The 13383-nt window shown below is 55.2% G+C and carries 11 protein-coding genes; 2 read left to right on the top strand and 9 right to left on the bottom strand.

All coding sequences use genetic code 11. The features are described from left to right. Window positions 1-10: 10 nt before the first annotated feature. Genes HB631_RS17200 through HB631_RS17190 form a run of 3 tightly spaced genes read right to left on the bottom strand, consistent with a single transcriptional unit; the run spans window position 11 to window position 3653 of the window. Window positions 11-1645 (bottom strand): M28 family peptidase, encoded by a 1635-nt coding sequence (locus HB631_RS17200; RefSeq protein WP_255557068.1) that lies wholly within the window; start codon window positions 1643-1645, stop codon window positions 11-13. Between the two features lie 14 nt (window positions 1646-1659). Beyond that, window positions 1660-2457 carry a transporter substrate-binding domain-containing protein gene (locus tag HB631_RS17195; protein WP_213992398.1) on the bottom strand — a complete coding sequence of 266 codons (798 nt, stop codon included), beginning with the start codon at window positions 2455-2457 and terminating at the stop codon, window positions 1660-1662. Next, on the bottom strand, window positions 2454-3653 hold the full coding sequence (locus HB631_RS17190; protein ID WP_213992397.1) for a M20 family metallopeptidase: 1200 nt from the start codon (window positions 3651-3653) through the stop codon (window positions 2454-2456). The genes HB631_RS17195 and HB631_RS17190 overlap by 4 nt, the downstream gene beginning before the upstream one ends. Before the next feature lie 162 nt (window positions 3654-3815). Here HB631_RS17190 and HB631_RS17185 point away from each other — a divergent pair, with 162 nt between their 5' ends. Continuing rightward, the gene (locus tag HB631_RS17185; RefSeq protein ID WP_213992396.1) at window positions 3816-4658 is read left to right on the top strand and encodes a LysR family transcriptional regulator; all 843 of its coding nucleotides are present in this window, start codon (window positions 3816-3818) and stop codon (window positions 4656-4658) included. Window positions 4659-4737: 79 nt separating this feature from the next. On the opposite strand, the gene HB631_RS17180 is transcribed toward HB631_RS17185, so the two are convergent. The 6 genes from HB631_RS17180 to leuC all read right to left on the bottom strand — a co-directional run bounded on the left by HB631_RS17180 (window position 4738) and on the right by leuC (window position 11666). Beyond that, window positions 4738-6192, bottom strand: coding sequence for a DASS family sodium-coupled anion symporter (locus tag HB631_RS17180; protein ID WP_213992395.1), 1455 nt, complete (start codon window positions 6190-6192; stop codon window positions 4738-4740). A gap of 525 nt (window positions 6193-6717) precedes the next feature. Beyond that, window positions 6718-7656 (bottom strand): LysR family transcriptional regulator, encoded by a 939-nt coding sequence (locus HB631_RS17175; protein ID WP_213992394.1) that lies wholly within the window; start codon window positions 7654-7656, stop codon window positions 6718-6720. Between the two features lie 107 nt (window positions 7657-7763). Then, a complete protein-coding gene (locus HB631_RS17170; RefSeq protein ID WP_213992393.1) occupies window positions 7764-8672 on the bottom strand; it encodes an alpha/beta hydrolase in 909 nt (302 codons plus the stop codon). Between the two features lie 15 nt (window positions 8673-8687). Further along, a complete protein-coding gene (locus tag HB631_RS17165) occupies window positions 8688-9581 on the bottom strand; it encodes a fumarylacetoacetate hydrolase family protein (RefSeq protein ID WP_213992392.1) in 894 nt (297 codons plus the stop codon). A gap of 50 nt (window positions 9582-9631) precedes the next feature. Beyond that, window positions 9632-10240, bottom strand: a complete 609-nt coding sequence (leuD, locus tag HB631_RS17160) for a 3-isopropylmalate dehydratase small subunit (protein ID WP_213992391.1) — start codon at window positions 10238-10240, stop codon at window positions 9632-9634. Window positions 10241-10244: 4 nt separating this feature from the next. Next, complete coding sequence (gene leuC / locus HB631_RS17155) at window positions 10245-11666, bottom strand: 3-isopropylmalate dehydratase large subunit (RefSeq protein ID WP_213992390.1); 1422 nt, start codon at window positions 11664-11666, stop codon at window positions 10245-10247. Window positions 11667-12064: 398 nt separating this feature from the next. Between leuC and HB631_RS17150 the strand changes: the two genes are divergently transcribed. Then, window positions 12065-13372, top strand: coding sequence for an MFS transporter (locus tag HB631_RS17150; RefSeq protein WP_213992389.1), 1308 nt, complete (start codon window positions 12065-12067; stop codon window positions 13370-13372). Window positions 13373-13383 lie beyond the last annotated feature (11 nt).

The following is a 13383-nucleotide window of genomic DNA, read 5'->3' as shown; positions in this document are numbered from 1 at the left end:
GCGCCGGCCGTCATGGGTTCAGCAACGCCACACCCTGTAGCAAGAGGCTGAGGATCCGATCGTGCTGGCGGCGGTACTGGGTTTCCAGCATCAGCCAGGTTTGCGGGCGGCAATGCTCCCGGCGGTAATGGCGCAACAGTTGCAGTCCGGGAAAAGCGCCGCCGTGGTAGCTCTTGTCCTGATGGAAATCGTCGGTGGAGATATAGCGCGCCCGGTGCAACAGCCCAAGCAGTTGGCGGGTTATGCGCTGATCCGGCGTGGCTTGCCGGAAGCCGGCTTGCAGCGCCGTAAGCTGATGGGCGATGAGAGCCAGATCAAAACCAGGATCCAGATCCCGCTGCAACTGCGCCAAATCCTCTTGCAATCGGATGAGGTAGCCGGGCGCGTCAAACGGCAACTCGCTTAGGGTCAGCAGTTTCCCCAGCCAGTGGAGGTGAATTTCACAGTCTCGCCACTGGATAGCGTCGTCCACCTTGTCCCGGCTGTCGTTCTCGGTATGCCACCACCAGCCGCCGCCGCTGCCGGGGGAGAGCGAGGCACGGAGTTCCGGCTCCTCCCGGAGGGCGAAATGCAGCGGAATGCCGCAGCCCCAGAAAGAGTGATCGCCCCCTTTTCCAGAAGGCGTGATGCGCCGGGCCGGACCTCCCGTGACAGCGCTCACCGCGTGGTTGAGGAACTGGAGATTTTCCGCGCCGCTGGCATTGATTACCACCTGTGCGGCGCCCTTACAGCCGGGAGAGTCCACATTAATATGGGCGGCGCAGCGCTGTTGCAGCTCAAAACGGTTTTGGTCGGCATACCAGGTGGAGCCGCCGTAGCGGGCATTGGAGTGACCCGGCCACCAGGCGATGCGCAGGCCGCGCTTCAGCGCATCCCGATGCCGGGCGAAATGCACCGCCATCGCCAGGCACAGTGCGTTGCCGGTGGCGTTGTCGGTTACCCCTTCGTGCCAGGAGTCGTAATGGGACGACAGCAATACGAACTCATCCAGCTCGCCGCCGATGTCCACCACCGGCAGACTGCATTCAGCCACGTGTTGCTTTAAACGCGTGGTAACCCGGGCGGACAGCGGCCCCTGCGACAGCAGCGCCAACAATTCGCCGCCGCTGCGCTTATTGATGCTTATCACCGGCAGCGTCGGATAGCTGGCCGCGTCATCCGGCACCGGCGTACCCCATACCGGACCAACCGTTTCTTCATGCAGCGCCTCTTCCTCCGATCCCCAGATATGAATCAGCCCCGCGGCGCCGGCGTGCATCAGCCTCTGCACGTAGTCCTCAAATCCCTGATCGGCCACCACAATTTTGCCTTTCACCGCAGCCTCCCAGGCGGGCTGTTGGTCATCAGGGAGGAACGCCAGCGAACGGACATCATGGTACAGCTCCGCCGTCACCCCATGCGGACAATCAGCGGAAAAGGATCGGGTTTTTGCCCCGCAGCGCCAGTCGCCGTGAGCCGGCAGCGACAAACCGCCGTCCAGCGGGTCGCTCAGCCATAACCGGCAACGTTCGCGCCGCGCCGTCAGCCCGTGGTTCGCCAGCAGGCCTATCAGCACGTCGATGCCGCGCTCGGCGTCCGGCGCACCGGAAAGGCGGCGCAAATGCTGGAATTCGTCCAGCAGTTCGACCATAAGCGCCTGCAGCAAGGGTATGTCCGGGATCACTTGATGTCTGCCGGCTGATGCACTTTCATATCGATATCGCCGAAATAACGCTGTTTGATCTTATCCCAGCTGCCGTCGGCCATGATTTTCGCCAGCCCCTGATTCAACCGCTGTTTCAGCGCTTCATCCCCTTTGCGCAATCCGTAGGCCGAGCCGGTGCTGAATATCTTGTCGTCGCGCACCTCCGCCCCCGCCAGTGCAAAATCCTTGCCTTCCGGCTTGACCAGGAAACCGAAGGTCACCGCCACCGCCGGACTGAGCGCGCCGTCCAGCCGTCCGGCGGTCAGGTCTTGATAGACCGTGTCCTGATCGGCGTAAGGGACCACGTCAACGCCATGGGGCGCCCAATATTGATTGGCGTATATTTCCTGAATAGTGCCCTGCTGCACGCCGATGTGTTTCCCCTGCAATTTCGCCGCGTCCGGCAGCAGACCGCTGCCCTTGCGTGCCACCAGTTGGGTGGGAATATGGTAAACGAAATCGCTGAAATCGATGGACTTGCGCCGTTTCTCGGTGGCGCCCTGAGGAGAGATAAAGTCCACCTTTTTGGCCAGCAGCGCCGGAATTTCCGAGTCAAAACTGCCGGCGACATATTGGCATTGCGCCTGAATGGCGGCGCAAATGGCATCGGTGACATCGATCTCAAAGCCGGCGGGTTTGCCCTGGCTGTCGCGGTACTGGAACGGGGGATAGCTCAGGTCGGCGGCAACACGCAGCGTATCCGCCGAGGCGGTGGATTGACAAAAAGCCAGCACCACGGCAGCCGCCACGGTAGTTTTCAGCAGAATCTTCATTGTTGTTTCCCGGTTGTGGATTGCCATTCAGTGAATTCATTGCGCATCGCCTGGAAAAACGCCGGATCGACGCACAGATCGTAGGCCGTCATCGCCAGCGCTTTCGCCGCGTTCAACATAGCGTCGAGGCCGGCGGGCGCGGCAGCGGCGGCGGCGAATTCCGGCGTGTGCGGCGTGACGTCGCCAATGCGCAGATAAGGGTGGATGATGGCGGTCAACTGGCTGACGTTGCCGATATCCGACGAACCCACCCCGCCGCTTTGCGGCGGCTCGCTCACCTCCAGCCCCAGCAGCGCCAGATTACGGCTGAAACCCGCCGCCAGCGTCCGGTTGGTGTTACGCTCGGCATAGGTCAATCCCTCTTCGATCTCCAGCCGCGCCCCGCTCATGTCGGCGGCGGCCTGCGCGGCGGCGAACACCTTCCGGCGCACGGTTTGTAATCCCTTGACCGTGGCGGCGCGCATCAGGAATTTGGCTTCGGCGTAGGCGGGCACGATATTGGTGGCGCTGCCGCCGTGGGTGATAATGCCATGCACCCGCACGTCGTCGGTGAAGAACTGACGCAGCGCGTTAACGCCGACAAACGTATGGATTACCGCATCCAGCGCGCTGATGCCCAACTGCGGCGCGGAAGCGGCGTGGGATGCCTTGCCGTAAAATTTGAACACCGCGTCCACGCAGGCCAGCGCTCCCCGCGTCACCATGTTTTTTTCCCGCGGATGAAACATCATCGCCGCGTCCACATCGGTGAACTCGCCGCGATCGGCCATGATGATTTTACCACCCCCCTCTTCTTCCGCCGGCGTGCCGATCACTTCCAGCCGACCGGGCATGTCAGGATATGCCTGTCGCAACGCCAGCGCGGCCGCCACCGACGCGGTGCCGATCAGGTTGTGCCCGCAGGCGTGCCCCAACTCCGGCAACGCGTCGTACTCCGCCAGCAAAGCGATGCGCGGACCGGGTTTGCCGCTATCCCAGGTGGCGCGAAAGGCGGTCGGCAGCCCGGCCACGCCCGTCGTCACAGAAAATCCAGCGTCGCGCAACGGCGCCATCAGCGCCGCCGCCGAACGATGCTCGCCGAAACTGAGCTCCGGCCGGGCGTGAAGGCTAAGGGCCAACTGCCCCATCGGCGCGCGCAACGCCTCTGCGGCGAAAATAATTTTATCCTTCTGTTCGGTTATGGTGCAAGACGTCATACCGTTCTCCCAAAATCAGTGCAGCCAATCATATAAAAATTAATAGGTTAGTAACATATAAAACTTTTTTGGTATTATTGAAAATCAAGTTTTTTTATCGCTTGCTTGCTAAGCCATAAAATTATTTTATGATAGACAATTATCAGCAGGTTAGGCGCGGCAATGGACGAAAAAGACTGGTTGATTGTGCATACGGTATGGCTGCACAAAAACATCACCCGCGCGGCGGAACAGCTCTACACCTCTCAGCCGGCGCTCAGCTACCGTCTGCGGCAAATCGAACGCAAACTCGGCATCCGGTTGTTCAAAGAGAATGAGCGCGGCCAAACGTTCACCGCCCAGGGGCGCTATCTGGCGCAGCGCGCGGAAAGCATGCTCAGCGATTTCCAGCAGCTTAAACAGACACTGCACAATCTGGACAAACCGCAGCAGGGGGAACTCAGGATAGGCGTATCCAGCAATTACGCCGCCTATCGTCTTCCGGACAAGCTGGCGCTGTTCAGCCAGCGTTATCCGGACATCAGCATCAATCTGATCAGCGGCTACAGCGAGGAAATATTCCAGCAGCTCCAGCGGGAGGCCATCCATCTGGCGATAGTGAAAGACCATTTCGGCTGGCGGGAGGGCAAGCAGCTGATAGAAGAGGACGACTATTACCTGATCAGTCACCAGCCGCTGGATCTGGCGCGGCTGCCCCAGCTGCCGCAGATTCGCATCAGCCATGGCCCGCATATATCCCAACTGATCGAGCGCTGGTGGAATGCCAATTACTCAACCCCGCCCCGGGTGGCGATGACCGTGGACAAGCTGGAAGTGTGTCAGGCGATGGTGGCGCACGGTTTGGGTTACGCCATCGTATCCAGCTATCTGGCCTTTGATGACCGGCTTTATCGCATTCCCGTCACCATCGACGGACAGCCGCTGAAAAACCGCACCTGGCTGCTGTACCGCCATATCAGCGCCGATGCCTCGGTGATGTTGCCGTTCGTCGGGCTGTTTGGCTGAGGTTGACATGGGCCCTACGGATCAATTTTCCGCGACGGGCAGATGTTGGCCAAGCGTAGCGACCGTTAGACCACCCAGCTCAATACAGCCCTAACACCCGCCACCAGGCCAGTCCCACCGCCATGAAAATAACCTGGTTAATCAGGCTGATGACAAATCCGGTTCGCCACCAGACGTTGGTGGGCACGTATCCGGCGCCGAACAGGATTGGCCCGCGCGCGTGGGTGTATTGGGTTAGCGAGCAGTACAGGCTGCTGGTAAAAGCCAGCATAAAGGCCATCGGCACCGCCGGAATGCCCAATTCTATGCCCACCGCCAGGAACACCGCATACAGCGCGGCGATTTGCGCGTTGCCGCTGGCGAAAAAGTAATGGGTATACATATAGGCTGCATTGAGCAGAAGCAGCACCCATATCCAATGGGTGCCGGCCATCAAATGGCCGATATTCGAACCGATTGCATTGCCGAACCAGGTGGTGAAACCCAAATCCTTCAGTTTGTTGGCCATCATCAGCAATGCGGCAAACCATACCAGGGTGTCCCAGGCGCCCTTTTCGCTTTTGATATCTTCCCAGGTCAATACCCCGGTCAGCAACAAGAACGACAGGCCGACAAACGACGCGGTGGTGGGATCGACGCCCAGGAATGAGCCAAAAATCCACAGCACCAGCAGCAGCAATACCGTGACCACCATCAGCCATTCCGCTGTGCTCAGCGGGCCCATTTTTGTCAGTTCGGCGTCGGCGAACTTAGGCGCGTCCGGGGTCTTTTTTATCTCCGGGCGCACCAGGAAATAAACGCAGGGCGGCACCACGATAAGCGACACCACGCAGGGAAGCAGCGCGGCGAGAAACCAGCCGAACCAGGTGAGGTGGATGCCGGCGTCGGCCGCCAGCTTTACCGCCAGCAGATTGCCGGTATAGGCGGTCATAAACAGCGCGGAGGTAATATCATTGACGTTGCCGATACAGACGATCAGAAAGGTACCAATTTTACTGCGAGAGTCATTATCGGGATGGGAATCAAAACTGCGCGCCAGTGAATCAGCGATAGGGTAAATTACCCCTCCACAGCGCGCGGTATTGCTGGGCATCGCCGGCGCCAATAGCAAATCGGCGAACGCCAGGCCATAGGCCAGGCCAAGGGTCCGTTTTCCCAGCAGCCGGATCAGCATCAGCGCCAGCCGTCGCCCGAGGCCGGTTTTGATAAAACCGCGCGCAATCATGAAGGCCACGACGATAAGCCAAATCAGCGAGCTGTTCAGTTCGCTGAGCGCGGTGACAATGGCGCCGTCGGCGGTCTTGTCCCCGGCGGCATAGGTCAGCGCGAAAACCGTGATGCTGATAATACCTATGGCGCCAATGGGCAAGACGTTAGCAACAATGGCGATGATGGTGGCGACGAAAATTACCGCTGAATGCCAGGCATGAATACTGAGTCCCGTGGGCGGGGCAAGCCTCCACAGCACCAGGCCAACCACCAAAATAATCACCAGCGGCAGCCAGCTCAGACCATAGGATGTTTTGATTTTCACCGGACCAATCCTTTGTTTAACGTTAAGGCTATATCCCCGTCATACGTCAATTTGCTGGTGCGTTGGCTTTCCTGCAACTCGAATTATTTAGGGTATACTCATAACTCAAATCAAGACTTATAGTGCATATGTTTGTATGAATTATATGACAGCATAGACTATGAACATGGCAATTATTAACTAATTAAAAAGCATTATTTTATTATTTCCAGATGTAACGTTTAATAATTTATTACAATTAAATAAATCAAATAAAACTCATCATAAGCTAGCGCGATAGCAACGTTGCCAAGAAATGACTTACCGCTTTTTTCATTGATTCCGATCAAATTACACATTAATAATAGATTTAATTTAATTACAATTGTGTAATTCAGATTCATTGCGATAATTTTTTCTTATGACAAGAACGCCAGATTTTAGTTAATGACGGTTTCAATTCAATTGAAAAAAAGAGTGAAATGCCTGGCTGAAAGGCGTTTTTTCGATGGTGGCTTGAACCGCCCGAGGCGGCGGGAAACACCCTCAGTCCCGCGACCGGCAGGGAGGATTTGACTGAAAATAGTCCGCTAAAAAATCCACGCACAGCTTCAGCCGGGTGGAGGTGGAGGGCTTGACGGTGTACACCGCCCAGATATCAGCGCTTTGCGCATACTCCGGCAGCAAATGGATCAATTGTCCCCCATCGATATATTTTTGCACATCCCAGCGCGAACGACAGATAATGCCGTGGCCGGCCAGCGCCCAGTTTAATACCGCTACGCCGCTGTTAGAGGATAAGGGGCCTTTTACGCGCACCTGGCTGGTTTCATCTGCTTTGGTCAGGCGCCAAACGCCAAACGGGCTGTTCCTTTCCTGAATAACCAGGCAAGCGTGCCTGGCCAACTCCTCAATTTTCGCCGGTATGCCGTGTTGGGCGAGATAGGCGGGTGAAGCACAGAGGATACGGGCGTTATCAGCCAGTTTTTTGGCGATATACAGTTCTTTAATGTCATTTCCGATGCGGATTTCAATATCAATCCCTTCGCCTATCAAATCCATTACCCGATCGGAAAGCGTCAATTTGCAGGTTATTTGCGGGAACCGGCGGGAAAATTCCGCCAGCGCCGCCGCCATATGTTGTTCGCCAAAACCAAAGGAACAGCTGATATTCAGATGGCCCTGGATATGCTCATGAGAATCGGACAGACCCGAAATGAATTCGCTCATGGTATCCAGCACGCCTTTGGCTCCGTCGCGGGCTTTTTCACCGTCGGGAGTCAAAGAGGTATGACGGGTGGTGCGGAAAAAAAGCCTTACTCCCAATCCCTTTTCCAATAGATTAATTCGTTTGCTGACATAGGCCGGAGACAGACCCAGCTCCGCCGCCGCCGCGGCAAAGCTTTGTTTGCTCACGACGGTTAAAAAAACCTGCAAATCGTCAACCAATGGCCAGGCGTGCGGCAATGTATCCTTTGGCTTCATGCAATATTATTCCGCGGCTAACAGTATGCAAAGTAGGGACATCAGCTGAATCAGCATGCCATGCCTCCCTGGCAAAGGCAAACCGCACCGTTCCGCGCCCTCCTGGTTTATGCCAGGAAATCAAGCAGCTCATCCAGGGTTCGGCGGGGAATCTCCTCCTGGGGACTGTGACCGCACGGCAGCGCATTTCCCCGTACGTCAAGCGCCTTTTCCCGCCAGGTTTCCACCACATCATACAGCTGGCCGACGGTGCCTTTTGCCCCCCACAAGGCCAGCACCGGCGCAATAATGCGTTCCGCCCGGTCCGCTTCGTCATCCGCCAAATCGATGGTGGCGGCCGCGCGGTAATCCTCACAAATGGCATGCAGGGTTTGCGGGTTGGCGTAACAGCGCAAATATTCATTAAAGATTTCGGGTTCGGTGGCACCCGGCGTTTTCAACTGCCCGCTGATATGCTTTTCTAAAAAGAAGGCCGGATCGGCGGAAATCAGTTTTTCGGGCAACGGCGCGGGTTGAATCAAAAAGAACCACCAGAAATAGCGGGTGGCGAAGGTTTTATCCGTCCGGGCATACATGGTGGCGGTGGGAGCGATATCGATAAATACCGCCCTTGTCACCGACTGCTGATAATCCAGCGCCAGGCGATGCGCCACCCGCCCCCCGCGATCGTGGCCCACTACCGCAAAATGGCTGTACCCCAACCCGTCCATTAACAGCTTCATATCTCGGGCCATTTCCCGTTTTGAATAAGGACGGTGCTGCGCATCGCTTTCCGGCTTGCCGCTATCGCCATACCCCCGTAAATCGGGGGCAATCACGGTAAAACGTTTAGCTAATTCCGGCGCCACTTTGCGCCAGGTGGCATGAGTTTGCGGATGTCCGTGCAGTAATAACAACGGCGCCCCTTTCCCCCCGATGGCGACGCGCAACCGGATACCGTTGCTTAATTCAATATCGCTGAGGGTAAAGCCGGCAATAAAGGGGGACGGTCCAATTATTTCAGTCCCTAAGGTCATAATAATTCCTCTTGATCACACGGAAGGCGGGCAAAGGGTGGAGGAGTCCAACTCCGGCTGCGCGGGAACCGTTTGTTCTTCATAAATCATATTGGTTAAACGGCCGATCCGTTCTATTTCCACCTCGATACAATCTCCCGGCTGTAAATACACCGGCGGGATTCGTTTTTTACCCACCCCTCCCGGCGAACCGGTAATAATGACGTCTCCAGAGGAGAGGGGCGTAAAGGTGCTGATATAACTGATTAAATGGGCCACGTCGTGGATCATATTGCGGGTATTATCATTTTGCATCAACCGGCCGTTAAGCCAGGTTTTAATCGACAGGGATTGCGGATCGCCGATATCGGCCACCGTGACCATATAAGGGCCGAAAGCGCCGGTGGCCGGCCAGTTCTTGCCCGCCGTGTACCAGGTGTGCTGCCAGTCGCGGGCCGACCCGTCCATATAGCAGCTGTAGCCTGCCACATAGTCCAGCGCCGTCGAAACGGCCACATGGAAACAGGATCTGCCGATGATGACCGCCAGTTCACCCTCGTAATCAAACTCGCTGGAACCGGCCGGTTTGATAACCGGACAACGATGTCCGGTTTGCGAATCCGGGAAACGGACAAACAGCGTCGGTTCTGGGTTCAGCTCATTGAATTCAATCCTTTTTTCAGCATAATTCATGCCGGCGCAGATAATTTTATTCGGATTATCGATCACCGGCAAAAATTGCACGTCGTCAGGAGAGGTATCGGGTGCCGCATTGATAAATCCATAGGCTTCAGACAGGGCGTTTTGTTCAAGCAGCGCTTTTATCGAGTCATATTTATTACCCAACTTATCACCCAAATCGATGATACCCTGCTCAGTCCATAAACCATAACTGCGCTGTTTATTACGGATATAGCTCGCCAGTTTCATTTCCAGCCTCATTAAATTGCTCGTTTTTCTGTCTTGGTCGCCGTGCCAGGCTAAAGCTTCAGCCAGGGATTAGCCGTGAAATGACGCTGTTCGAAACGCCTAATATCCTCTTTAAACTTAAGGGTATAATCAATCGCATCTAAACCCGCCACCAGCATCTGTTTTTTGAGATCGTCGATCTCGAACGGCACGGCGGCGTCCCCGGCCAGGATCTGCTGCTGCTCCAGATCCACCGATATCCGGTGATCGCCGTTATCGGTCGCCGCCTGCTCAATCCGCTGCAGGGAATTTTTATCCAGCGTAATGGTCAGCACGCCGTTACGTTGGCAATTGTCGTTAAAAATACCGGCGAAACTGCTGCCAATCAGTGCGCGGATCCCAAGCTGTTTTAATCCCCATACTGCATGCTCCCGGCTTGAGCCGCAGCCGAAATTCGGTCCGGTCACCAGAAAAACCGCCGGTCGCCAGGCAGGCTTGTTGAGGATAAACGCCGGATTTTCCGATCCGTCGGCAAGAAAACGCTGGTCAAAAAAGGTGCCCTTATCCAGCCCCCGGCGATCGATGCCTTTGAGAAACTGTTTAGGCATAATGACATCGGTATCAATATTTGCGGCCAGCATCGGCGCGACGATACCCTTAACATGCGTAAAAGGTTCCATTTTGTTATGCCTCTTGAACAAATCGACGAACATCGACGATATGGCCGGCGATAGCGGCGGCGGCCACCATCGCCGGGCTCATAAGATGGGTTCTCGACCCGGCGCCCTGCCGTCCGGCAAAGTTACGGTTGGTGCTGGACGCGCAGCGATCTCCCGGTTTCAGCACATCCTCGTTCATGGCCAGACACATTGAGCAGCCCGACTGACGCCATTCGAAGCCCGCGTCGATAAAAATCTGCGCCAGCCCTTCATGCTCGGCTTTGTCCCGTACCTGGGTCGACCCCGGCACAATCATGGCGCGGACCTTGGGCGAGACTTTACGTCCCTGTACCACCCGGGCGGCGGCGCGTAAATCTTCTATGCGCCCGTTGGTACAGGAGCCGATAAAGGCGTGGGAAATGGGGATGTCTTCAAAGGACATGCCGGGTTTGAGCCCCATATAGTCCAGCGCAAATTCAACATCACGGCGTTTTTGATCCTCTGTGATACTGTCCGGATCCGGTACGCTGCCGCTGACGCCGCCCGCCTGGTCCGGGCTTATTCCCCAGGTGATGCGCGGTTCGACGTCGGTGCAATCAAGGGAGATCTCTTTATCGAACACCGCATCGCGGTCGCTTTTCAGCTTTCGCCATTGGGCCACGGCCTGTTGCCAAAGCGCATTTTTGGGGGAGCGGGGAGCGGATTCAATATAGGCGTACACCTTCTCGTCCGGTGCGCTGAAAGCACCGCGCCCCCCCGCTTCCACGGCCATATTGCACATCGTCATGCGCCCTTCCACGCTCAGGGCGCTGTAGACCTCGCCGGTAAATTCGATGGCATAACCGGTTGCCCCGTCCGCCCCCAATCGTTCAATCAACAGCATGATGATGTCTTTGGCGGTCATGGCGTCTATCGGCGAACCGATAACGTTCACCCGCATGGTTTTCAGCTTTTTATAAACCAGGGTTTGGGTTGCCATCAGATGTTCAATTTCCGACGTGCCGATACCGAAACCGAGCGCGCCAAAAGCGCCGTAGGTGCTGGTATGGCTGTCCCCGGCGGCAATCACCATGCCCGGCAGCACCCACCCCTGTTCCGGCGCCACCACATGCTCGATGCCCTGGCGTTTATCCATGACGTCAAACAGCTCTATGTCGAAATACGTGCTGTTATCGCGGAAATAATTGACCTGCAGTTCCCCCCCCGCATCCGTCATCGCCGGAGTTCGCACCGGGCGCGTCGGATTGACATGGTCTACATTGAGCAACAGCGTGCCCGCATTCCAAACGCCTCGCCCCGCTTCACGCAATCCGCTGAACGCCTGGGGGCTGGTGTACTCATTTAAAATCGATCGATCGATGTAAAGCAGTACATTGCCTTTATCATCCAGGGTTCGGACAGTATGAGATGCAACTAATTTCTCATATAAAGTTTTAGGCCCGCTCATTTTAACTCCCGTCACCGCAGCTGGTGGTGTGGTCATATTGGAAAAAAACCTTATAGCGATAATAACACCTTATTTGCGGTTATTAGCCGGCAGGGTAAACACTATTCGTGTTCACAGAAATTACATTTCGTATTCTTTGGAAATAAAAAACATTTTAATATGCACATTCCGTGATGTTTGCCATCACGTAAAAGGTGTTCCTCAATCAACGCTGTGATGACATTATCTTATTGACTCGTGGAAGCGGCTTTTAGTAACGATAATAGATTTTACTGCTTTTATACATAAGGCAGTAAAAAGAGTATTTAGACAGTGATTTGGCAAACGCCATTTTATGTTTGGCAAACAAAACATTATAACAATCCAAAAAAACAGGTGAGCAAGGAGAGTCATCCGATATGAACAATGACCCGAAGAAAATCAGTCTGCTAACTTTTTTGCCCATTATCATCTCGTTATCCCTGGCCGGCCTGGCGGAACTGGCTTCCTTGTATTCAGTGCAGGCCATGTTGCCCAAACTGTCGGAGGTCTACGGCATCCCCTTGAATCAGGTTGGATTGCTGCTGTCGGTGGAAATCGGCTGTCTGGCGCTGGCGCTGCTGTTCAGCGGCAGCCTATCCGATCGCTTTGGCCGCAAGCGGGTTATTGTCTGTTCATTACTGGCCGGCAGCCTGCTGACCTTAAGTTGCTCCCTGGCATCCACTTGGCCGGTGTTACTGATGCTGTGCGGATTATTGGGGCTCACCGTCAGCGGCATCACCGCGGCGGTCACCGTTTATATCAGCGAAGAAATCCTGCCCGCCATGGCAGGGATTATTACCGGTTATTTTATTTTCGGCAATTCCCTCGGCAGTATGTCCGGGCGGGTGATTGCCAGCCAATTGATGGACCATATCCCGGTGGGCGCCATATTTATAATCTTTGGCGTGATTTTACTGATGATGGCGTTGTTGGTTCTGTTTTTCCTGCCGTCATCAAAAAATTTCGTGCCTACCCCCAGCCTGAATCTGGCACTTTTGCTACATGGGGGTATTGCGCATTTTAGGAATAAAACCATCTCTATGATGTTTATCGTCGGGTTTATGATATTCGGTTCATTTACCTCGGTGTTTAATTTTATCGCTTTTTACTTACACAATGCGCCCTTTCATTTATCTTATGCCTGGATTGGACTTATTCCCGTCAGTTTTTCACTGACCTTTTTCAGCGGCCCCGCCGCGGGCCGGGCGACGCTGAAACATGGGGCCATGAATGTGCTGACGCTGCTCCTGTCGCTTATGCTGGCGGGCATCGTCATTACCCTGCTGACGGAGAACATCGTCGTGTTTATCGGCGGTGTGATACTTTTTGCCGTTTCATTTTTTACCAGCCACTCCGTCGCCTTAGCCTGGGTCAGTAAAAATGCACAATTCAATAAGGGGCAGGCGACGTCTTTTTATCTGTTCTTTTATTACCTGGGCGGTGCCGCCATCGGCTATTTAAACGGCTTTATATTCGCCCGTTTCAGCTGGGATGGGATGATTATCGCCATTGTGACCATGCTGTCTATTGCCCTTCTGACCTGCCGCATTTTGCAAAGACGCCTGTTAACCCAGGGGGCGGTCTCAATTCCCCATGCTTCAACTGCTGACGCTCCCGGTAAACCGGAAACCCTACGGCTTCCTCCCCATTCAAATCGACAAGCCAACCCTCCTGTCATAAAATAACCCCGCATTGT

Source organism: Sodalis sp. dw_96, from assembly GCF_018449575.1.
Taxonomy (GTDB): Bacteria; Pseudomonadota; Gammaproteobacteria; order Enterobacterales; family Enterobacteriaceae; genus Acerihabitans.
The sequence above is the reverse complement of the archived record's forward strand: the minus strand, read 5'-3'. Positions and strand labels throughout refer to the sequence as shown.